Source organism: Natronococcus occultus SP4 (assembly GCF_000328685.1).
GTDB lineage: Archaea > Halobacteriota > Halobacteria > Halobacteriales > Natrialbaceae > Natronococcus > Natronococcus occultus.
Genome location: NC_019974.1, coordinates 2,124,626 through 2,147,502, shown reverse-complemented (window position 1 = coordinate 2,147,502; position 22,877 = coordinate 2,124,626). Strand labels below are relative to the sequence as shown.

Genomic DNA, 22,877 nt, shown 5'->3' with positions numbered 1-22,877 from the left:
GATCTAACCGAATCAATAAAGGCTGACGGGTTCAACCTCAGAACACATGACAACGACGCTCGGAACGGCGAGCGCGGACCCCGGCGAGATCGATACGGGTCGTCTCGAGGTCGGCGAGACTCGAGACGGGAGCCCGTTCGGCCTCCCCGTCGCCGTGGTAAACGGTGCGAAGTCGGGCAAAACTCTCTACATGCAGGCGGTAAGCGACGGCGACGAGCTCAACGGCGTCGGCGTCGTTCGACGCGTCGTCCCGCAGCTCGATCCGGCCGAACTCAGCGGCACGATCCTGATCGTCGGCATCGTCAACTACCACGCCTTCCAGGTTGCCGAACACCGCAATCCGATCGACGACACGAAGATGAACCGGGCGTACCCGGGCAACGCGGCGGGAACCTCGAGCGAGCGGATCGCGGCCGCAACGTTCGAGGCGGCCACCCGCGCCGACCTCATCCTCGATCTTCACCAGGGGTCGACCAGCCGGATGATCGACGAGGTCCGGGTTCGCTGTGGCACCCGCCACCGCCTCCACGGCGAGTGTCTCGAACTGGCGAAGGTCTTCGGCTGTGGCTACATCCTCGACCAGAAGGGTCCTGACGGCCAGCTCGCCCGCGCGGCGCCCGACGAGGGGATTCCGACCGTCGATCCCGAACTCGGCGGCGCCGTCGGCTGGGACGAGACGAGCGTTCGGAAGGGCGTCGAGGGCGTGTTCAACGTGCTTCGCTACTACGACTTCCTCGAGGGCCAGCGCGATCCCGATCCCCAGACCCGCGCGAAGGGGTTCGAACAGTTCGGCGCGCCCGCCGGCGGGCTCGTCGACCTCAAGCCCGACCTCGGCGACCGGGTGAGCGCAGGCGAGACGCTGTTTACCGTGACGACGCCCTTCGGCGAGCCCAAGCAGACAGTGACCGCCGACAGCGACGGAATCCTCTGGCGGAGCCGTCGGCTCCCGCAGGTCGCGACCGGGGAGTACGTCTGCTCGGTCGCGACTGACATCGACGAGTACTGATGGCCGCCGATCTCGCCTGCCCCGACTGCGGCGCCGTCTACGCTGCCGGTCCCGACGAGCCGTGGCGCTGTCCGTGCGGCGCTCCCCTCGAGTTCGCCGACCGTCCGCTCCCCGACGATCCGGGCGCGCTGGAACTCGAGCCCGGCCGCGGACTCTGGACGTTCGCACCGTGGCTTCCCCTCGAGAAGCGGGTCTCGCTCGGCGAGGGCTTTACCCCGCTGGTCGAGGCCCCCGGCTGGGACGCCGCGTTCAAACTCGAGTACGTCTTCCCGACCGGATCGTTCAAGGATCGGGGCGCGACGACGACCCTCTCCCGGGCGGCCGAGGCTGGGCGTCGAGCGCGTCCTCGAGGACTCCTCGGGCAACGCCGGGGCCGCGATCGCAACGTACGCAGCCCGGGCGGGGATCGACGCAGAGATCTACGTTCCGGCGGACGTCAAGCCGGCGAAGCTGGGGGCAATCGAGCGAACCGGGGCTCGACCGGTTCGGATCGAGGGCACTCGGCAGGCCGTCACCGACGCCTGTATCGAGGCCGTCGAGGGCGGGAACGGGGGCGCTGAGGCGGAACTCGCCACCCGCCAGCCTGGCGAGGGCTGGTACGCCAGCCACGCCTGGAACCCCGCCTTCTACGCGGGGACGATGACCTTCGCCTTCGAGATCGCGGCCCAGCGCGGGTGGACGGCGCCAGACGCCGTCGTGCTCCCGGTCGGCCACGGCACCCTGTTTCTGGGCGCCTACCGGGGGTTCTCGCTGCTGTCCGAGGCCGGCATTATCGACGAGCCGCCGCGATTGCTTGGCGCCCAGGAGGCGGGCTGTGCACCGATCGCCGACGCCGTCGGCGACGAGTCTACGCTCCAGCCGGACGACGGGACGTCCGTCGCCGACGGGATCCGGATCGCCGAGCCCGCCCGCTTCGAGGAGATCCGCGAAGCGATCACACAAACCGACGGCGACGTCCTCGCCCTCGAGCCCGATCGGATCGAGGACGCCCTCGGGCGGCTCCACCGCGACGGATTCTACATCGAGCCGACCTGCGCGGTCGCGCCGGCGGCCCTGGAGCGGTACCGCGAGGCGGGCGTGCTGGACGCTGGTGCGGACGTCGTCGTCCCGCTGACCGGGAGCGGGCTGAAAATCGAGTGAGAACTGCGTAGTTGCCGGGGTTGTTCTCGCGTCTCGAGCCGACCGTTACGCGAAGGTGAGTCCGTCCTCGAGCTTCGCGTACAGCTCCTTCTGCTGGAAGTACGACGCGGCGCCCAGCAGCGTCGGCGCCCAGAGGCCGACGAACAGACCGGCGACCTTGTCCTCTTTGAGGTAGAACAGGTACCACGAGTACGCAACCGACAGCGCGGCCATCACCGACACGGGATCCCCGGACGACATCGGGGTGTCCTCGATCGCGTTCGATACGTCCGTTTCGGCCTCGTCGCCTTCGGTTAGCGTCGTCATGCACTCGCCGGAAGCCACGGCCACGGTTGACGCTGCGGCCGTCGATTTCAGGGCTCGAGCGGAGATCGCCCGACTGTGGGCCGACGAACAGAGCCGGAACGAAACCCGACATTCCTTTACTTCCCCCCTGAATACGGGCGGGTATGTTCCTCTCCCTACGCGCGGAGGTCGAGAGCGCCCTCGAGACGGCGCTCTCGGCGCTTGGGTATCCGACCGACGACCTCGGGCTCGAAGAGCCCCCCGACGACGTCGACAGCGTCCTCGCCTCGAGCGTCGCCTTCCGGCTGGCCGGCGAGGCCGAGGCCCCGCCGCCGCAGGTCGCCGACGAGATCGCGGCGGAGCTCGACGCCGACGAGCTGACCCACGTCGCGGCGATCGAGACCCAGGGCCCGTATCTCAACTTCCTGCCCAGCGAGGCCTACCTCGAGACGACTCTCGAGAGCGCGACGGCCGCCGACTACGGCGCGCTCGAGGACCGCGAGGAGAGCGTCGTCGTCGAACACACGAGCGCGAACCCGACGGGACCGGTCCACGTCGGTCGCGCCCGGAACCCGATCATCGGCGACGCGGTCGCGAACCTGCTCGACTACGCCGGCTACGACGTCGACCGCCACTACTACGTCAACGACGCGGGCCGACAGATGGCCGTCTTCACCTGGGCCTACGAAACGTTCGACGAGTCGGACTTGGAGAGCGAGCCCGAACGGGATCGCCCGGAGTACGACCTCGTGCGCTACTACCGGAAGGGCAACGCCGTCCTCGAGAACGCTCCCGAGGACGAGGTCGCCGACGCCGAAGCCGAGATCGAGTCGATCATGCAGGGGCTCGAGAACGGCGACGACGAGGCCTACGAGCGGGTCAGCGAGGTCGTCGACCAGGTGCTGGGCGGGATGAAGGAGTGTCTGGCTCGCCTGCCCGCGGAGTTCGACGAGTTCGTCAAGGAGACGCGGTTCATGCGCAACGGCGACACCGACGAGCTCGTCGCGCGGCTCAAGGAGCTCGACGAAGCCGTCTACGAGGACGACGCCTGGCAGCTCGAGCTCGACGCCCACGGGATCGAGAAGAACCTCGTCTTCCTGCGGGCCGACGACACCTCGCTGTACCCCACGCGGGATCTGGCCCACCACGAGTGGAAGTTCGAGGAGTACGATAACGCGGTGACGGTGTTAGGTGAGGACCACAAGCTCCAGGCCCGCCAGCTCCGGACGACACTCGAGTTGCTGGGCAACGACACCGACCCCCTCCAGCAGGTGCTGTACTCCTACGTCAACCTCCCGGAGGGGAAGATGTCGACGCGACGCGGAACCGGCGTCGATCTGGACGACCTGCTCGACGAGGCGATCGACCGCGCCCGCGAGGAGGTCGAGGATCGGCTGGACGACCGCATCCGCGACGACGACCTGGACGACGACGATATCGAACGCATCGCCCACCAGGTCGGCATCGGCGCGGTCCGGTACGACATCGTCTCGAAACAGCCCACGAAGGCGATCACCTTCGAGTGGGAGCAGGCGCTCGACTTCGAGGCCCAGTCCGCCCCGTACGTGCAGTACGTCCACGCGCGCTGCTGTGGTATTCTGGAAGAAGCAGGACTCGACCCCGAGACGGCGCTTGCCGACCAGGAGCTCGACCTCGAGGACGCGGCCGACGCCGACCTGCTCGGGGCGCCCGAGGAGCGGGAGCTGCTCGAGACGATCGCCCGGTTCCCGGCGGTCGTCGACGAGGCGGCAGACGACTTAGAGCCCCACCAGATCGCCACCTACACCCGCGAGTTCGCCGACCGGTTCAACGCCTTCTACCGGGAGTGTCCCGTCCTCGCGGACGACGTCGACGCCGAGGTCCGGGAGGCCCGACTCGCCCTCGTTGCGGCCTCGAAGCACACGGTCGCGAACGCCCTCTCGATCCTGGGCGTCGCGGCCCCGCGCTCGATGTAGGGGGAGACGCCGGGCTCCCGCGATCTCTCGTCGAGTCCGGAGTGCGTGAACGACCGACGGGCGCGTAGCGCGTGTCAAAGGATACTTAGCCACAGCACCGTTTTGTACGCCCAATGAGCCAGGAGGCCGAACAGGAGCAATCCGACCGGAAAAAGTACGAGTTCCGGAAGGTCATCGAGGATCTCAAGGACTTCGACGGCTCCGGCACGCAGCTCGTCTCGATCTACGTTCCCGACGACCGCCAGGTCAGCGACGTCGTCCAGCACGTCACGCAGGAACACAGCGAGGCGGCCAACATCAAGTCCAAACAGACCCGGACGGCCGTCCAGGACGCGCTGACGAGCATCAAGGATCGATTGCGCTACTACGACACCTACCCGCCCGAAAACGGGATGGTGCTGTTCTCGGGCGCGGTCGACTCCGGCGGCGGCCGGACCGAGATGGTCACCAAGGTCTTAGAGAGTCCGCCCCAGCCCGTCGAATCCTTCCGCTACCACTGCGACTCCGATTTCCTTACCGAGCCGCTCGAGGAGATGCTGGCCGACAAGGGTCTCTACGGACTGGTCGTCCTCGATCGCCGGGAGGCAAACGTCGGCTGGCTGAAGGGCAAACGGATCGAGGCCGTCAAATCCGCCTCGTCGCTGGTGCCGGGCAAACAGCGGAAAGGGGGGCAGTCCGCACAGCGGTTCGCCCGGCTTCGCCTCGAGGCGATCGACAACTTCTACCAGGAGGTCGCCGGGATGGCAAACGACCTGTTCGTGCCCAGACGCCACGAACTCGACGGGATCCTCGTCGGCGGTCCCTCGCCGACCAAAGACGAGTTCCTCGACGGCGACTACCTCCACCACGAGCTTCAGGACAGCGTGATCGGCAAGTTCGACGTCGCCTACACCGACGAGTCCGGGCTGTCGGACCTCGTCGACAACGCCGAGGACGCGCTGGCCGACGCCGAGGTGATGAAGGACAAAAAGCAGATGGAGGAGTTCTTCGAGGAGCTCAACGCGGGCGACCTCGCCACGTACGGGTTCGCACAGACCCGCCGTAACCTCATGATGGGCGCGGTCGACCGGCTGCTGATCAGCGAGGACCTCCGGAAGGACGTCGTCATCTACGACTGCGGGGAGTGTGGCAACACCGACCGCGAGGTGATCGACCGTCGCAAGGCGACGCCAGACCACAGCTGCAGCGACTGTGGCACCGAGATCGAGGCCACCGAGGAGGATCGCGAGGACGCCATCGACCACCTCATCGAGATCGCCGAGCAACGCGGCACCGAGACGAAGTTCATCTCGACGGACTTCGAGAAGGGCGAACAGCTGTACAACGCCTTCGGCGGGTTTGCCGGCATCCTCCGGTACAGCACCGGCGTCTAGAGCCGCGATTGGCGGTCCGGGAACCCTCCGCGATCGACGTTCTCTTTTGGCGGAGCTTACACCCGAGTAAACCCGTGATTGCTCGCGAAACGGTCACGATCGCTTATCGCTCCGGCGGAACGGGTATCGACCACTATGTGGTGGGGGAGACAGCCACGACGGCGCGTCCTCGCGGGGATCGCTGCCGGGACGGCGCTCGCGACGACGGGTGCGGTCGGCTCGGAATCGGCCGTCGAGCCCCGGATTCTGGAGACGACCGCGCCCGTCGCGGCGGGCGCTCGGATCGAGGTGACGGGTTCTATCGAGAGCGCCGCGGCGACGACCGTCGACGTCAGCCTCGTCGTCGGGCGCGATCCCGAGACCGTCGAGGAACGGCCCGTCGAGCTCGAGACCGACGAACGGACGTCGATCACGCTCGGATACGAGACGCCCCGCGTCGCGCGCACCCAGACGTTCCCGGTTCGACTCGAGACGGGCGACGGGAGCGACGAACGCCTCGTCACCGTCCTCGGAACCGACGACGGAGCGAGCGCGCCGCTCAGGCCCGCGAGCGATCGCGTCGAGGTACGGCCGGACACCGCGGTGCTCTTCGAGGTGGCGACGGGACGTCGCCTCGAGCCCGGCGACCTCGAGTGGTCGGTCGACGACGAGCTCGCGGGGGATCTCGCGCTGGCGGCCGACTACACGTACTTCACCGGGACGGGCGCCTCCCTCGCCGCGCCCGAGGACGTCGGTACTCACGAGATCGGGGTCACCGTCCCGACCGAATCGGGGTCAGCGACCCACGAGTGGACGCTCGCGGTCGATCCCGGGGGCCAGAGACGGCCGACGATCGAATCGCTCGAGAGCGATCCCGGCGCGGACGCGACGGTCGGAATCGACGACGCCGTCGAGACCACCCTCGTCGCGCGAGACGACGCGGGCGAGCTCGCCCGCGTCGTCTGGATCGAGGGCCAGAACCACACGGTGGTCGGGATCGACGAGCTCGAGGACGACCGCGCCGAGGCGACGTTCACCCGCACCGGACCCGGCTGGGTGGCCGCGGGGTATCCGACGATGGCCCGGGTGGTCTGTGAGGACGGCCGGACGAGCGAGCTCGTCACCGTCGACGGCCCCGAGATCCGCCCGCCGTTCGAGGTCGAGATCGTCGCGACGAACGAGCCCCTCGAGGGGGGCGATCGGCTCGCAGTCCGTGTCGCGGTCACCAACGAGGGCGGGATGATGAACGTCGGCGACACGACCCAGGAGATCGAGCTGCTGGTCGGAACCGATCGCGAACGGGTCGATACGACCACCGTTACGGTGCCGTTCGGGACCAGCGAGACGGTCGTCCTCGGCTACGAGACCTACCCCGTCGCCGAAACCGACGTCTTCCCGATCCGGGTCGAGAGCCCCGACGACGCGGCCGAACGGACCGTCGCGGTTCGAGGTATCGGCGGGTGAACCTTTTGCATGTCGCGTGCGAACATACAGTATGGAAGGGGATGGTACGGCGGGGGAGCAGTACACGATCGTCGTCGCGCTCTCGAATCCTGCGGCCGTCGAACAGCTGTTACGGTCCGCCTCGGACCTGGCGACCCGCCACGACGGTCGGATTCACGCGATCGCGATCGAGCACAAACCCGTCAACTCGCCGTTCCTGATGTTCTCCGACGAGCACATCTCCGCGGAGTACGCCGAGGAGAGCACGCAGCTGCTCGAGCGGGCCGAGGACGTCTCGGAGGTACCGATCACGACCGACCTTCGGGTCGACAGCAACGTTCCGAGTGCGATCCGGGGCGTCGTCGACCAGGTCGACGCCAACGTCTTGCTCATGGGGTGGCGCGAGCGTGCCAGTACCGCCGACGCGATTCTTGGCAGCTCCGTCGATCCGATCCTGCGTCGACCGCCGTGTGACGTGCTGGTCGAGCGGATGGGGACGGTCGCCGACGGCGTCGAGACCGTGCTGGTGCCGACCGTCGGCGGCCCTCACGCCGGTCTCGCGAGCGACGTCGCCGCGGCCGTCGCCGCAATGAACGGCGCGACGGTGACCGTCCTCTCGGTCGTGACCGGGGAGGGCCCGATGGCCGATCCCGACGCCGCACGACGGAAGGTCCGCCGGACTGCGGCGCAGTTTCCGGACGTCCCCGTCGAGCAACGCGTCGTCAACGCTCCCGACTCGGCGGCGGGGATCCTCGAGGTGGCCGTCGATCACGACCTGGTCGTCCTCGGGGCGACCGGAACCGGGCTGGTCCGCCCGCCGGTGATCGGCTCGGTCGCCGACACCGTTGCCCGCGAGTCGGACTGTCCCGTCCTCATCGCCAAACGTCGCGCCGAATCGCGGCTGGAGCGGCTGTTCGAGCGGGTCGGCTCGATCTCCGATCGGCTCACGGGTTCCTCCGGCGGGACCCGTCGGCGGTAACGTCGAGCGACGCTTCCTCGTCGGCCCCGAGACTTCGCGGTCGCGGATCGAGCGCAGTGTTTGGCGACGAGACGCTGACCGCAATCGAGGACGGACCGAACTACTGTCTGAGTGAGGAGACGCAGTTCCAGCAGTACGTGAACGTCTGATCGGCGTCGTTTCTGGCCCCGCAGTGGGGACACCTGATCGTCTCCCCGTCGGTCTCGGAGCTCGCCTCGGGGTCGTCGTCGCCGACGCCGTCCGGGGCCGAGGAGTACTGCTCGGATCCCGGCGAGGATCGGGACTGGTTGCGGCCGGGGTCGGCCACCGACGGCGACTGCACGCCGTCGTCCTCGCGGCGAACGTAGACGTAGTACAGTAACAGATGAAGGAGGGCAAACAGCACTACGTAGCCCGCGAGCCAGCCCCAGAGCTCCATCACCGTGCGGTACGGTCTCAACGCACTTGGGTATTCCCTACCTCATCGCTCCGTGACAGTTTCCCGTCGCTGAACGACGCTTTTTACGACCGCGAGGACGTCGGCGACGGTGCCGTACCGAACCGTCACCGGGGCGGGCGGAGATCCCGCTGGAACTCGTCGAAGACCTCGAGATCGTCGGGCAGGTCGTACTCGAGGTGGCGCTGTTGTTGACGGTTGACGCCGGCCTCGTCGATCGGCGTCGCGACGTCCTCCCAGCCGGGCTTGATCTTGACGCTCTTGGCGGGCATCCCGACCGCGATGTGGTGGGCGGGGATGTCGTGTTGAACGACGCCGCGGGCGCCGACGATGGCGTTCTCGCCGACCCGGTTGCCCGCCTGGACCATCGAGTCGTAGGTCAAGCGCACGTCGTCCTCGACGATCGTGTGGTAGTTGCGGACCTCGGTCTGGTCGACGACGTCGTGGTCGTGGCTGTAGACGTGGACGCCGTCGGAGATCGAGACGCGGTCGCCGATCGTCAGCTTTCCGCGGTCGTCGAGGTGGACGTCGTCGTGGACGACGGTGTTGTCCCCGATCGTGATGTTGTGGCCGTACGTGAACGTCACGCCCTTGAAGAACCGACAGTTCTCGCCACACTCCTCGAAGAGGTGGTCGGCGAGCATCCGTCGAAATCGTAGCGCGAACTCGACGTTGTCTGCGATCGGCAGGCTGTCGAACTGCCGCCAGAGCCACTGGATGTGTTTCGAGTGGCGAAACTGCTCTTCGTCTTTCTCGGCGTAGTACTCGCTCTCCAGGGTCGTGTTACACGGGTCGTAGCTCTGCAGGCGAACCTGCTCGGCCGGCGTCATCGACTCGCCACCCTTCCACCGTTCGTAGGCCTCGCGGTCTCCCGAGAGATCGATCAGTACGTCCTCGACGACCGAACAGGTGTCCTCCTCGCTCGAAAGGCGTCGATCGACCTCGTCGATGAACTCGCGCATTCCCGCTTCCGCCTCGTCGGGAAGCGAGACGTCCCGCTTTGTCATACTGTTCCGTTTTGCCTGGGGCGGTGATATGCGTTCGGTTGTCGGCTCGCGTCCTCTCGACCGCCCTGTTCCGTCGCCGAGCGTACTTCCCACACCTCCCGTCGGTCGATTCTCGGCAATATTCGAAATTCGAAATCGAGTTACGAGAATCGTATCGTTTCGTGGGGCTTATTACGATGTACGAACTTCGGACGGACAGGACCAATGAGTACGGACCACCAGGGCGACGAGGACGTCGCCACAGGGGACGGACGCACGATCCTGCTGATCGGTAGCGGGCCGATCCAGATCGGCCAGGCCGCCGAGTTCGACTATTCGGGCGCGCAGGCCTGTCGAGCGCTCCAGGAGGAGGGCGCGCGGGTCGTGCTAGTCAACTCGAACCCTGCGACGATCATGACGGATCCGGAGATGGCAGACGAGGTCTACATCGAGCCGATCACGACCGAGGCCATCGCCGAGATCATCCGCAAAGAACAGCCCGACGGCGTCATCGCCGGCCTGGGGGGCCAGACCGGGCTCAACGTTACCGCCGAACTGGCCGAGGAGGGCGTCCTCGAGGAACACGACGTCGAGATCATGGGGACGCCGCTGGACACGATCTACGCGACGGAGGACCGCGATCTCTTCCGCCAGCGCATGGAGAAGATTGGCCAGCCCGTGCCCGCCTCGACGACGATCGCGCTCGACGAGGACGAGGCGGTCGCCGAACTGACCGAGGACGACCTCGAGGAGCGGGTTCAGGACGCCGTCGACGAGGTCGGCGGCCTGCCGGTGATCGCCCGGACGACCTACACGCTGGGCGGTTCGGGGTCGGGCGTCGTCCACGAGTTCGACGAACTGCTTCGCCGCGTCCGCAAGGGACTGCGTCTCTCGCGCAACAGCGAAGTCCTCATCACGGAGTCGATCGCGGGCTGGGTCGAGTACGAGTACGAGGTGATGCGCGACGCCGACGACTCCTGTATCATCATCTGCAACATGGAGAACATCGACCCGATGGGTATCCACACTGGGGAGTCGACGGTCGTTACCCCTTCCCAGATCGTCCCCGACGAGGGCCACCAGGAGATGCGTACCGCGGCGCTGGACGTCATCCGCGAACTCGGCATTCAGGGCGGCTGTAACATCCAGTTCGCCTGGCGCGACGACGGGACGCCCGGCGGCGAGTACCGCGTCGTCGAGGTCAACCCGCGCGTCTCGCGGTCCTCGGCGCTCGCCTCCAAGGCAACGGGGTATCCGATCGCCCGCGTCACCGCGAAGGTCGCACTCGGCAAACGGCTCCACGAGATCACTAACGAGATCACCGGCGAGACGACCGCGGCCTTCGAACCCGCGATCGACTACGTCGTCACCAAGGTGCCCCGGTGGCCCAAGGACAAGTTCGACGACGTCGACTTCGAGCTGACGACGGCGATGAAATCGACCGGGGAGGCGATGGCCATCGGCCGGACCTTCGAGGAGTCGCTGCTGAAGGCGCTCCGGTCCTCGGAGTACGAGCCCGACGTCGACTGGGCCGACGTGAGCGACGCGGAACTCGAGGAGCAGTACCTCGAGCGTCCCTCGCCCGATCGTCCGTACGCGATGTTCGAGGCCTTCGAGCGCGGGTACGACGTCGACGAGATCGTCGAGCTGACCGGGATCTTCGAGTGGTACACCGAGCGGTTCAAGCGCATCGCGGAGTCGACCCGGGCTGCCCAGGAGGGCGACTTCACCGAGGCCGCCATCGCCGGCCACACCAACGCGACGATCGCCGCGACGGCGGGTGGCGACGTCGACGTCGATACGGTCGAACAGGAGGTCCCGGGCCGCACCTACAAGCAGGTCGACACCTGCGCCGGCGAGTTCGAGGCCCAGACGCCGTACTACTACTCCGCCCGCAAGTCGGAGTTCGACTCCGGACCGCTCGAGGGCGCGGCCGCGGCCGGCGAGCTCGAGGTCGACCGCGACGTCGAGAGCGTGATCGTCGTCGGGGGCGGCCCGATCCGGATCGGCCAGGGCGTCGAGTTCGACTACTGTTCGGTCCACGCCGTCCAGGCGCTGCGCGAGCAGGGGATCGACGCCCACGTCGTCAACAACAACCCCGAGACGGTCTCGACCGACTACGACACCTCCGACGGCCTGTTCTTCGAACCCATCACCGCCGAGGAGGTCGCCGACGTCGCCGAGGCGGCCGACGCCGACGGCGTGATGGTCCAGTTTGGCGGCCAGACGTCGGTCAACATCGGCGACCCGCTGCAGGACGAGATCGACCGCCGCGGGCTCGACTGCGAGGTCATGGGCACAAGCGTCGAGGCGATGGATCTCGCCGAGGACCGCGACCGGTTCAACGCCCTGATGGACGAGCTGGGCATCGCCCAGCCCGAGGGCGGTGCCGCCCACAGCAAGCCCGAGGCGATGGAGCTCGCCCACGACATCGGCTACCCCGTCCTCGTCCGTCCCTCCTACGTGCTGGGCGGACGCGCGATGGACGTCGTCTACGACGACGCGGAGCTCGAGGAGTATATCGAGGAGGCGGTCCGCGTGAGCCCGGACAAGCCGATCCTCGTCGACGACTTCCTTGCCGACGCCACCGAGCTCGACGTCGACGCCGTCGCGGACGGCGAGGACGTCCTGATCGGCGGCGTGATGGAACACGTCGAGACCGCCGGGGTCCACTCCGGGGACTCGGCGTGTATGATCCCGCCCCGCTCGCTCGACGACGAGACGATGGCCCGCGTCCGCGAGGTCACCGAGGACATCGCCGCGGCCCTCGAGACGGAGGGGCTGTTGAACGTGCAACTCGCAGTGCGCGACGGTGAGGTGTACGTGCTGGAAGCGAACCCCCGGTCCTCGCGCACCGTCCCCTTCATCTCGAAGGCGACGGGCGTCCCGATCGCGAAGCTCGCGGCCAGGGTGATGGCCGGCGAGTCGCTCGAGGACCTCGCGGTCGAGGAACAGATCCCCGAGCAGACCTCGATCAAGGAGGTTGTGCTGCCGTTCGACCGCCTGCCGGGCTCGGATCCGCGCCTCGGGCCGGAGATGAAGTCCACGGGTGAGGTCATGGGCAGCGCCGACAGCTTCGGCAAGGCCTACGACAAGGCCCAGGACGCGACGGGTAAGCCGATCCCCGACTCCGGGACGGCGATCGTCGACCTCTCGGCCGACGAGTTCCCCGATCCGGACACCGAGGACGGTGAGGCGCTCGTCGAGGGGTACACGGACCACTTCGATCTCTGCGAGGAAGTCGACCTCGTGGAAGCTGTCAAGCGCGGCGAGGTCGACCTGATCGTCTCGCGGGACCGCAACCTGCTCGAGGTCGCCGTCGAGGAGGAAGTGACGTACTTCTCGACTCACGCGAGCGCACGGGCTGCCCTCGAGGCGCTGGAAGCGAAGGACGAGCCGATCGACGTCCAGGCGATCACCGAGCGCCCGAAGCGGACCGCCGAGTGGGGCAAGTAGCGGCGACGTCGACGGAGTTGTTTTTTAACGGCTACTCGAGCGCGTAGCGATCGAACCGCTCGATCGCGTACAGCGCCGACACCGGCGGCGCAAGAACGCCGACGACGAGGACGGTCCAGGCGGCGACGCTGATCTGGGCTCCGGTGACCGCGATCTCGGGAGTCGGCGCCCAGGCCGCCGTTGCCGTGAGGAGGCCGGCGATCGGGGCTGCCGCGTCGGCGTAGAGCACGGCCCCTGCGGCCGTCGGCAGAACGACCGCCAGCGAGTAGGCGACGAACGCCGCCTTGCTCGGCATCACTGCCTCGCGGCTGTTCGTGACGTTGACGCTGCCGAACCGCGGCAGCGCCGTTCCGACCCCGGTGGCCAGCGCCGGCGTCGCGACGGTGCCGACGGTCGTCGCGACGACGAGCGCCAGGGTCCGCTCGATCGAGAGCGGGCTGACGAGCCCGAGCGCCAGCGAGACGACGAGCCCGACGGGCGCCGCGACGAGGACGCCGGCGAGCACCAGCCCGGCGATCGCCTGCCGACCCGAGAGCGTCGAGGTGACGACGGCGGGCAGCGCTCGTCCGAGGTCGCCGAGCGGATTGAGGGTGAACAGGGCTCCGGCGGCCCAGACCAGATACCCCGAGAGGACGACGGCGACGTAGGCGGGGATCGTACCGGCCTCGACGATCGCCTGGACGAATCCGACGGCGCCGAACAGCGGGTAGCCGACGTACGCCAGGCGGATCGGGGCTCGCCTGGTTCGGCGGATCGCGGTGAGCGTCACGGTCCGGGTCGGACGATCGACGACGCGGGAGAGCGCTTCCGCCAGCCGGCTCGAGGACGCCCCGGAGCGCTCTCGGTCGTCGAACCGCGCCGGGTCGGCGAACCAGTGGACCCGCGCGGAGGAAACGCCGATCGCGAGGGCGATCGGAGCGACGAGCGCCGTCCCGACGAGCGCGCCGAGGATCGTCGTTCCCGAGGCCGGAACGTTCGGCACGGTTGCAAGCAGGAGATGGCCGGGCCAGCCCAGCGGCCCGTCCTGCAGGGCGACGAAGAGTTCGCTGACGACTAGGTCGAACCGCCCGGTCGCGATCGCGCCGAAGTACGCCACCCAGAAGCCGACGAACAGGAACCACCGGTAGCGGGCGATCGGTTCGTAAACGGTCACGAGGTGGCGAAACCAGGTGCCGACCACGAACCCGACCGGAACCGCGGTCAGAAGGGCGAGAACGCCGACGAGAACGGTGCCGACGACGGGCAGTGCCGTCCCGGCGCCGACAGCGAACGCACTCGAGAGCACGATCGCCGGGGGGAGCACCCAGACGCCAAACAGCAGGATCTCGGCGCCGATAACGCCGAGCGTGGCGTTGCGGGTCGACGTCGAGACGAGCAGGAACGCCGCTTCGTCGGGGTCGGCCGCGGCGGTAAACGCCCGGATGGCGCTCATGCCGACCAGGAACAGCCAGCCGATCGCGACGCCGCCCGTCGCCGCCCCCGTCGCGAGGGCGACGCTCTCGGCTCCCGCGCCGTCGGCGAAGCGCTCGCCAAGCGCCGGTAACAGGTAGCCGCCGGCCACGGTCACCGAACCGAAGACCAGCGCCGCGAGCAGGGCCAGCATCAGCAGCTTCGTCCGATCGGTCGTCATCGCACGGACCGTCCGCCGGAACTCCGTCCGGGCGACCAGCGCGGCGACGCGCGTCACCGCCGACCACCGCCGGAAACCGGGCGACGGCGTGCCGTCTGGAGGAACATGCCTGATACCGTGTTCCGCCACTACGTAAACGGTTTGGGTTCTGATACGGATCGCTGTACCGAGATACCGACGCAGCCGCGACCCGGGCGGCGGTTGCGCCGGAACTGACGGACAGCAAACCGTATGACGGCGCAACGACCGGTCCGAGGACGTGGGTCCGTCCCGAAACGGCGGCTGTCGTCCCCGATCGATCTGTCGGTTTTACGTGGTCGGCGTCGAACGGAAGCGTATGAACGGTGCCGACGGCCCCGCGATCGAGACCGACGAGCTGACGAAACGGTACGGGGAGACGACGGCCGTCGCCGGGCTAACGATGACCGTCGAGCGCGGCACGGTGTATGGCTTTCTCGGCCCCAACGGGGCGGGGAAGACGACGACGATGCGGATGCTAACGACGCTCACCCGGCCGACGTCGGGCACCGCGAGGGTCGCGGGCCAGTCCATCGCCGACCGCGAGGCCGTCACGCCCCACATCGGCTACCTGCCCGAGGAGCCGCCGATCTACGACGAGCTCACCGGTCGCGAGCAGCTCGAGTACGCTGCCGGCCTTCGGGACCTTCCCGAGCGCGAGGCCGTCGAGCGGATCGAGTCGCTGCTCGAGCGCTTCGATCTCCGCGAGGACGCCGACAGACGCATCGAGGGCTACTCGAAGGGGATGCGCCAGAAGGTCGGGGTCATCCAGGCGGTGCTCCACGAGCCCGTCGTCGCCTTCCTCGATGAGCCGACAAGCGGGCTCGATCCCCGCGCGGCCCGGACGATGCGGGAGACGATCGCCGACCTCGCCGACCGGGAGATGACGATCGTCCTCTCGACGCACATCCTCCCGGTCGTCGACGAACTGGCCGACGAGATCGGCGTGATCCACGACGGCGAACTGGTCGCCCAGGGCGACCCCGAGACGCTCAAATCACGCGCCGAGACCGGTGAAACCCGCAGCCTCGAGGACGCCTTCCTCGAGGTCACCCGGGAGACCCCCGAGGCCGAACGCTCGACCGAGCCCCGACCGGAGTAGTCGGCTGCAGCTCACGACCAGTTACCAACAAAATATATTCAACCGAGGGACACGATCGGTAGGGGTATGGCCCTCCTTCGAAGTCGCCGTGAGGATTCCGGCGACGATCCGCTGCGGTTCGCGCTTCTCGTCGGGCTCGCGACGGTGCCGTTTACGGTCGCGCTCTCCTGGCAGCCCCCGCCGGAGGCGACGACCAGGGTCGGCGGCAGCGTCTCGGGGCTGCCGCTCCTGATCGCCGGCGCGCTCGTCGGCTACCGCTACGGTGACTCCCCGTCCCGGGTTCGCCGCGCCGGCGTTCGGGCCGGTCTCGCTGCCTCGATCGCGACGGTGTTGCTGTACGCCGCTAATGCGGTTTCGACGGTCGGCGCTGCGTCGACGACCATGACGGCGGTCGGGATCGCCCTGGCGCCAGTCGTCGTCGCGGTCGGTGTTGCGCTTACCGTTCTGGTAACCGCGGGGACGGCCGTACTCGTCGGCTGGCTCCGTCGACGGGCCGACCCCGACCGCCGTGTCACAAAGCACGAGGACGACCGACGGCGAGGTGCCTTCGAGTCGCGGTGGTGGCTGCCCGTCCTCGCGTACGTCCTGCTGGTGCCGACGGTCGCGCTCGCGGAAGGCGTCCTCGGTCCCGACGGCGCTGGGGTTGTCGTGGTCGTGTCCCTGCTCGTCGGCACCGCCCTCCTCTCGGTTCCCGCTCTCCTGGGCGTGTTCGTCGACGCGACCGTCCCTCGACACGAGTCGGCGTGGTTCCCGAACGTGTGGGCGTACGTCAGTCTCCCCGTCTGTGGGTTCGCCCTCGGCTACGTCGCCGCGTCCCTCCTGGGATCGCCGCGTCCCTCGGCTCCGGCCATGGCTGCCTTCGTGGCCGTCCTCTGGCTGACGGCAGTCGGCTACCTCGCGAACAGGTATCGCCACGCCGGAACGCTGTCGTGACCGTTCGCTACGTGTTGGAGTGGGTATATCATCCGTGAGAACGACGCTTCGGACACGATTCGTCCTCGCAGTCGCCGCCGCGCTCGAGGCGGCGTTCTGATCTCGGCTTCCGGGTGGGAGGGCGGACGGTTCACCGACACACGACCGCAGTAGGTCGGTTGCAACCGCGAGTCCCGACTCCGACATTCCTAAGCGCGACGACCGCCGTGGTGGGGGTATGGAGTATGACGAGGCGGCGGAGTTTCTGTTCGGGTTACGGCGGTTCCGTCCGAAACCGGGGACGGAGTCGACCGCCCGGCTGCTTGCCCACCTCGAGGACCCTCAGGAGGGCGTCGATTTCGTCCAGATCGCGGGGTCGAACGGGAAGGGGAGCACGGCGCGAATGGTCGAGCGAACGCTTCGGGAAGCGGGGCTCTCGGTCGGGCTCTACACCTCCCCCCACCTCGAGGATCTGCGCGAACGCATCCGGGTCGACGGGCGAAAGATCCCGAAGTCGTCGGTGTCAGCCTTCGTCGCGGAGATCCGCGAGCACGTCACCGAGCGGGCCGCCGACGGGGAGTCGCCGACGTTCTTCGAGGTGCTGACCGCGATGGCGATCCGGGAGTTCGACCGCGCCGACGTCGACGTCGCCGTCCTCGAGGTCGGCATCGGCGGGCGCTACGACGCGACCAGCGTCGTCGACCCCGTCGCCAGCGCGGTCACGAGCGTCACCCTGGAGCACACGGGGATCCTCGGCGACACCGAGGCCGAGATCGCCCGCGACAAGGCCCACGTCGCCCCCGCGGACGAACCCCTCGTCACCGGTGCCTCCGGCGAGGCCCTGGAAGGGGTTCGCGAAATCGCCGACGAGGTCGTCACCGTCGGGTTCGGCAATCGGGAGGGAGCGGAGCCCGACGTCAGCGTCACCTACGAGGGACGGGTGAACCACACCGAGGCCGCGGTCTCGATCGACGACGGCGATCCGATCGAGGCACGGATCCCGCTTCTCGGGCGCCACCAGGCGGCGAACGCGGGGATCGCGGCGACGCTCGCCCGACAGGTCGCGGCCGTCTCGGACGAGGAGCTTCGGCGCGGACTGCGGGGCGCCCACTGGCCGGGACGGTTCGAAGTCCTCGAGACCGAACCGCTGGTTGTGCTCGACGGCGCGCACAACCCGGGCGCCTGCGAGGGGTTGGCCGAGACACTGGCGGGCTACGAGTACGACGAGCTCACCCTGGTTGCCGGCGTGATGCACGACAAGGACGTTACGGGGATCGCCGACGCGTTACCGACCCCCGACGCGACGATCGCCACGGAGCCGTCCCTCGACCGCGCCGAGGACGGCGACGTCCTCGCGACGGTGTTCGAGCGAGCCGGCGTCCCCGACGTGCGGGTCGTCCCCGACGTGCGAGACGCCCTCGAGGCGGCGATCGCGAGCAGCGACGCCGACGACTGCGTCCTCGTGACCGGGTCGCTGTTCGCCGTCGCCGAGGCCCGCTCGCGGTGGACCGGCCTGCAGATCCCCAAACGGATCCGGGATCGCGAGGACGCCCGGGACGTCCTCGCGGGAGCCCACGCGACCGAGGCCGACGTCGCCGAGGCGACCGACGCGGCCGTCCACCGGGTCGTCAAGACCGCGCTCCGGGACGAGCAGGCGACGGCGCTGCAAACGGAGCTGTCCCGGATCGGCGGGGAGTGTACCCTCTCGGGGCTTCGTCGCAGCGATGAGCGGATCAACGCCGTCCTGACGGGCACTCTCGAGCAGTTCTCGCGGCTCGTCGATCGCCTCGCGGCTCGCTCGGACGGGCTAGCCGCGATCGGTCGGGAGCTGTCGTCGACCCTCGAACTCGAGGACGGCGCTCGCGACGGGAACGGCGAATCGGCCCCGCAGCCGGATGACGGATCGTCACCGCCCTGGAACGACCGAACCGCCGTCATGGGCATCCTCAACGTCACCCCCGACAGCTTCCACGACGGCGGGGAGTACGACGTCCTCGAGGACGCCGTCGCCCGCGCGGAGGCGATGGTCGAGGCCGGCGCCGACGTGATCGATATCGGCGGCGAGTCGACCCGTCCGGGCGCCGATCCCGTTCCGGTCGAGGCGGAGATCGACCGCGTCGTCCCCGTCGTCGAGGCGCTCGCGGACCTCGACGCGATGCTCTCGATCGACACCCGAAAGGCCGCGGTTGCCGACGCAGCCCTCGAGGCGGGCGCCGACATCATCAACGACGTCTCCGGACTCGAAGACCCCGAGATGCGATTCGTCGTCGCCGACCACGACGCGACCCTGGTGGTAATGCACAGCGTCGACGCGCCCGTCGTCCCCGACCGGGAGATCGCGTACGACGACGTCGTCGAGGACGTGATCGACCAGCTCCGGGAGCGGATCCTGCTGGCGGAGAAGGCAGGTCTCGACCGCGAGAACATCGTGGTCGATCCCGGGATCGGCTTCGCGAAGTCGGCCCGCGAGAGCTTCGCGCTGCTCGACCGGCTCGGGGAGTTCCGGGCGCTTGGCTGTCCGATCCTGTTCGGTCACTCCCACAAGTCGATGTTCGCCCACGTCGGCCGCGAGGCCGGCGAGCGCCTCGAGCCCACCGTCGCGGCGAGCGCGCTCGCGACCGAGCGCGGCGCCGATATCGTTCGGGTCCACGACGTCGACGAGAACGTCGCCGCGGTCCGGACGGCGCTCGCGGCGCGCGATCCCGATCGCTTCGAGTGGTAGCCGGAAGCTGGAGCGAGAGCGCAGTTGCCGGTCAAAGCTTCAACTGTCGGGCCGGAGTACTCCTGTGTGAGCGAAGCGTGCTCGAGGACCATCTATGACAAGCGAACACGAACACGATCACGATCTGCAGGCCGAGGAGCTGGAGGAACTGGCCGACGACCCGATGGACGCGGCCCGGGAGATCGCAGGTGAGAGCGCCCGCGACGGGCGACTCGCCGTCGTCAGCGGCGGACTGATGCTGCTGTCGACGCTGCGGTCGGTCGCCCGCGGACAGCTGCGGGCGATCCCGAAGGCGGCGATCGGTGCTGGACTGGTCGGGATCGGCCTTCGACAGCGGCAGGCGGCGGAGCCGACGACGTTCGAACCCGATCTCGAGGAGGTCGAGGACGGAACCGACGGCAAGGAGACGTCCGACCAGGCCGCGGCCGCGGCCGAACGCCCCGACGCCGGTCAGGAGTCCCAGATCGACGCCGACGGCGACGTCGACGAGGAGGCACAGCTCGGCGAGGCTGCCGACGACGACGAGGGCGAGATCGAGTTCACCGACGACCCCGAGGACGAGGAACCCCGCACGAAACCGGACGCCGACACGGGGACCGAAGATCCTCGTCGGGACACCGACGGAGAGACGACCGAGGTCGACGTCTCCGACACCGCGATGGCCGAGGAAACGGCGGAGGCGACCGGCCCTGACCCCGAGCAGGCCCAGCCGGCCCAGACCGACGCGATCGAGCCCGAGGAAACCCCCGAGGAGGACGCCTCGGACAAAAAGGTCGAGCCCGACGACGAGGACGACGAGGACTGACGCGCGATCTGCAGTTCGTTTTGATGGGTTCTTCCCTCCGATACTATACCCGAGAGCTCCGGCGACGCCTCGCCCACTACGCCGAGAAGCGTCGCCGCGGCTACCGGCGAGCGGGATCGCTCGCGGACGCCGCCGACCGCGTCCTCGCGAAGCGGGCCGACCGGGGCCTCGAGTCGGGCGGGCACTTCCAGGGAGTCTGGCCCCGGGACCTCTGTTTCGCCGCGCGAGGACTGGCGGCGGCGGGGTACGACGCCGTCGTCGCCGACACCGCGGCGACACTGCTCGCGGAGCTCTCGGACGCCGACGCCTTCTACACCGACTTCCATCCCGGCTACAACGCCGCGACGCCGGCCGAGGGCGTCGACACCGTTCCCGCACTCGTGCTCGCGCTGGACGCGGTCGGACGGCTCGACGACCACGCCGACGTCGTCGCCGAGCTGGCCGCGCGCCACCGCGAGCGGTTCGTCGAGGACGGGCTCGTCACCGGCTCGGGGAGTTCCTGGTGGGATTCGGCCGCGGCGCCCCGGGAGGCGTACAACACCGCGATGTGGCTGGCGGCGCTCGAGGCTCTCGAACGCCGCGGTCTGGAGACGGGCGATGCGAACGCGGCGACGGTACGAGAGAGGCTCGATACCCTCTGGAACGGTCGCTACTTCGACGAACGCCGGGGCGACGCGGCGCTCGCTTGCGACGCGAACGTCGTTCCGCTGTACCTCGGGCTCGTCGACGACGAGCGCGCGCGATCGATCGTCGACGTCCTCGCGACCCTCGAGACCCCGACCGGGCTGTGCATGCGCGAGCGACCGTTCGGCTACGGTGAGGTTCACCCCTTCTTCCTGCTCCATCGGGACTACCACTACCACGTCTGGCCCTGGAACAGCCTCATGTACGCAAACGGCCTCGCGCGATACGGGCTCGCGGAGCGGGCCCGCCGCGAGGTCGATCGGATCGAACGCGTCATGGCGCCGTACGGAACCTTCCTCGAGGTGCTCACCCTCGAGGGCGAGCCGTATGTGAAGCGAGGCTACGCGAGCGCCGAGGAGTTCACCGTCGCCGCGGCGCTGTGGCGGGAGTTCGCCGACCGACCGCGCTGACTCGCGACACTGCCGCCGGGCCTCGAGGACGTGCTCGGTATCCCGGAATCATGTTCGCGAACGCGGCAGCTTCGGACGAGTGGTGACGTAGCTGGCGGCAACAAGGGCTTCGTGTCACAGACAATCGCAATATCAGCTTCAACCTACGACACTTTCGTCGTAGCTACCAGCAATTATGACCTCGGTCTCCGACGAACCGATAAGGGTTAAGTACGCAGATCCGAAGAACTTACACGAATGGTTAGTGATCGACTGCGTCGGGATGCTGCGGCCGTTCGATCCCGCTGGACGGACCTCGAGCGCGACTGGCAGAGCGTCGCTGTCGGCGCGATGACGGTGACGGCGATCGCCGCTCTCGAGCTGCAGATCCCCTGGTAGCGAGATGTCGGCCACGCGGTTTCTTCCGGGGCTGGCCGCGCTGGGTCTCGGCGCCATCCTCGCGCGGGCGATCGAGCTGACCGTCGGATTCAACCACCTGCTCGTCGCCATCGCGCTCGGGTTCGTGCTGGCAAACGCCGTCGGCGTCCCCGACCGGCTCGCGCCGGGGGTCGGAACCCACAAGCTCTGGCTCGGCGCCGGAATCGTTCTCATGGGCGCGTCGCTGACCCTCGAGACCGTCCTCGAGGTCGGTGGCGTCGTCCTGCTGGTCGTCGTCGCCGTGACGGCGCTGACGATCCTCGTCGTCGAACTGCTCGCGCGCAACGTCTTCGGGCTCGCCGATCGGCTCGGCTCGCTGCTTGCGGCCGGCTCCGGGATCTGTGGTGTCTCTGCGGTCGTCGCGGTCGCCGGCGCGATCCGTGCCCGGGAGGAACAGATCGCCTACGCCGCGGCGACGGTGTTGCTGTTCGATGCGGTCACGATCGTCGTCTACCCGATCGTCGGCGACCTGCTCGGTCTCTCGGATGTCGTCTTCGGCGTCTGGGCCGGCGTCAGCATGTTCTCGACGGGCCCGGTCGTCGCGGTCGGGTTCGCCTACTCCGAGATTGCCGGCCAGTGGGCGACGATGACGAAACTCGCCCGGAACGCCCTGATCGGCGCCGTCGTCATCGCCTACGCGAGCTACTACGCCCGCTCGGGCTCCGCGGGCCGCCCCTCCCTGCGGACCCTCTGGAACGAGTTCCCGAAGTTCGTGCTCGGCTTTCTCGCCCTGGTCGTCCTCGCGAGCGCCGGCGTCTTCTCGTCGGCCCAGCAGGCCTCTATCGAGAACGCCTACAACTGGCTGTTCGTGCTCGCGTTCGTCGGTCTGGGGACGGAGATCCGGCTCGCCGAGCTCCGGAGCACCGGCGTGACCCCGGCGGTGGTCGTCCTGCTGGCGCTACTCGTCGCCAGTACGGTCTCGCTCGTCGTCCTTACGATGTTGTTCGGGACGTAGCGATCCCGAAGCTTCATCGATCGTTGTGACGAGGCCGTCGAAGGATACGGCAATACTTGCAAGTGGATTCGCATGGTTGTTCTTCTACCGTCTCGGGGTGTTTCAGCTACGAACGGCCGGAAACGAGTTCGAAGAGTGAACTCGGCCGTCCGTCGTCCGCTGTCGCTGACGGGCCGTCATTTGC

General features: G+C 68.4%; 17 protein-coding genes and 1 pseudogene. 14 read left to right on the top strand and 4 right to left on the bottom strand.

Annotation, left to right across the window (positions count from 1 at the left end):
- Positions 1-46 precede the first annotated feature (46 nt).
- Positions 47-1,006: a succinylglutamate desuccinylase/aspartoacylase family protein gene (locus tag NATOC_RS10660; protein ID WP_015321448.1), complete on the top strand. Its 960-nt coding sequence runs from the start codon at positions 47-49 to the stop codon at positions 1,004-1,006.
- Positions 1,006-2,146 (top strand): annotated as a pseudogene (locus NATOC_RS10655) (pyridoxal-phosphate dependent enzyme). Before NATOC_RS10660 ends, NATOC_RS10655 begins: the two are co-directional and overlap by 1 nt.
- 45 nt (positions 2,147-2,191) lie before the next feature.
- On the opposite strand, the gene NATOC_RS10650 reads toward NATOC_RS10655, so the two are convergent.
- Positions 2,192-2,452: a hypothetical protein gene (locus NATOC_RS10650; protein WP_015321447.1), complete on the bottom strand. Its 261-nt coding sequence runs from the start codon at positions 2,450-2,452 to the stop codon at positions 2,192-2,194.
- A 143-nt stretch (positions 2,453-2,595) separates the two neighbouring features.
- Here NATOC_RS10650 and argS point away from each other — a divergent pair, with 143 nt between their 5' ends.
- From argS to NATOC_RS10630, 4 genes are all read left to right on the top strand, one after another.
- Positions 2,596-4,386, top strand: a complete 1,791-nt coding sequence (gene argS, locus NATOC_RS10645) for an arginine--tRNA ligase (RefSeq protein WP_015321446.1) — start codon at positions 2,596-2,598, stop codon at positions 4,384-4,386.
- 113 nt (positions 4,387-4,499) lie between these two features.
- Positions 4,500-5,759, top strand: a complete 1,260-nt coding sequence (prf1, locus tag NATOC_RS10640) for a peptide chain release factor aRF-1 (RefSeq protein ID WP_015321445.1) — start codon at positions 4,500-4,502, stop codon at positions 5,757-5,759.
- Between the two features lie 135 nt (positions 5,760-5,894).
- Positions 5,895-7,202: a hypothetical protein gene (locus NATOC_RS10635; protein ID WP_015321444.1), complete on the top strand. Its 1,308-nt coding sequence runs from the start codon at positions 5,895-5,897 to the stop codon at positions 7,200-7,202.
- 31 nt (positions 7,203-7,233) lie between these two features.
- Entirely contained in the window at positions 7,234-8,160 is a 927-nt protein-coding gene (locus NATOC_RS10630) for a universal stress protein (RefSeq protein ID WP_015321443.1), read from the top strand.
- Between the two features lie 100 nt (positions 8,161-8,260).
- Here NATOC_RS10630 and NATOC_RS10625 read toward each other — a convergent pair whose 3' ends face one another.
- On the bottom strand, positions 8,261-8,578 hold the full coding sequence (locus tag NATOC_RS10625) for a DUF7577 domain-containing protein (RefSeq protein WP_015321442.1): 318 nt from the start codon (positions 8,576-8,578) through the stop codon (positions 8,261-8,263).
- A gap of 125 nt (positions 8,579-8,703) precedes the next feature.
- Positions 8,704-9,603, bottom strand: a complete 900-nt coding sequence (locus tag NATOC_RS10620) for an acyltransferase (protein WP_015321441.1) — start codon at positions 9,601-9,603, stop codon at positions 8,704-8,706.
- 204 nt (positions 9,604-9,807) lie between these two features.
- On the opposite strand from NATOC_RS10620, the gene carB reads away from it, so the two are divergent.
- The gene (gene carB, locus NATOC_RS10615; protein WP_015321440.1) at positions 9,808-13,038 is read left to right on the top strand and encodes a carbamoyl-phosphate synthase large subunit; all 3,231 of its coding nucleotides are present in this window, start codon (positions 9,808-9,810) and stop codon (positions 13,036-13,038) included.
- Between the two features lie 31 nt (positions 13,039-13,069).
- On the opposite strand, the gene NATOC_RS10610 is transcribed toward carB, so the two are convergent.
- Complete coding sequence (locus NATOC_RS10610; protein WP_015321439.1) at positions 13,070-14,725, bottom strand: hypothetical protein; 1,656 nt, start codon at positions 14,723-14,725, stop codon at positions 13,070-13,072.
- Between the two features lie 280 nt (positions 14,726-15,005).
- Here NATOC_RS10610 and NATOC_RS10605 point away from each other — a divergent pair, with 280 nt between their 5' ends.
- The 7 genes from NATOC_RS10605 (at position 15,006) to NATOC_RS10580 (ending at position 22,693) form a co-directional block, all read left to right on the top strand.
- A complete protein-coding gene (locus NATOC_RS10605) occupies positions 15,006-15,788 on the top strand; it encodes an ABC transporter ATP-binding protein (protein ID WP_015321438.1) in 783 nt (260 codons plus the stop codon).
- A gap of 66 nt (positions 15,789-15,854) precedes the next feature.
- A complete protein-coding gene (locus NATOC_RS10600) occupies positions 15,855-16,721 on the top strand; it encodes a DUF5518 domain-containing protein (RefSeq protein ID WP_015321437.1) in 867 nt (288 codons plus the stop codon).
- A gap of 217 nt (positions 16,722-16,938) precedes the next feature.
- Complete coding sequence (gene folP / locus NATOC_RS10595; RefSeq protein ID WP_015321436.1) at positions 16,939-19,422, top strand: dihydropteroate synthase; 2,484 nt, start codon at positions 16,939-16,941, stop codon at positions 19,420-19,422.
- 94 nt (positions 19,423-19,516) lie between these two features.
- Positions 19,517-20,227 carry a hypothetical protein gene (locus tag NATOC_RS10590; protein ID WP_015321435.1) on the top strand — a complete coding sequence of 237 codons (711 nt, stop codon included), beginning with the start codon at positions 19,517-19,519 and terminating at the stop codon, positions 20,225-20,227.
- Between the two features lie 23 nt (positions 20,228-20,250).
- Positions 20,251-21,321: a glucosidase family protein gene (locus NATOC_RS10585; protein ID WP_015321434.1), complete on the top strand. Its 1,071-nt coding sequence runs from the start codon at positions 20,251-20,253 to the stop codon at positions 21,319-21,321.
- A 237-nt stretch (positions 21,322-21,558) separates the two neighbouring features.
- Positions 21,559-21,699, top strand: a complete 141-nt coding sequence (locus tag NATOC_RS22355; RefSeq protein ID WP_015321433.1) for a hypothetical protein — start codon at positions 21,559-21,561, stop codon at positions 21,697-21,699.
- Positions 21,700-21,703: 4 nt separating this feature from the next.
- Positions 21,704-22,693, top strand: coding sequence for a YeiH family protein (locus NATOC_RS10580; RefSeq protein WP_015321432.1), 990 nt, complete (start codon positions 21,704-21,706; stop codon positions 22,691-22,693).
- The last annotated feature ends 184 nt before the right edge of the window (positions 22,694-22,877 follow it).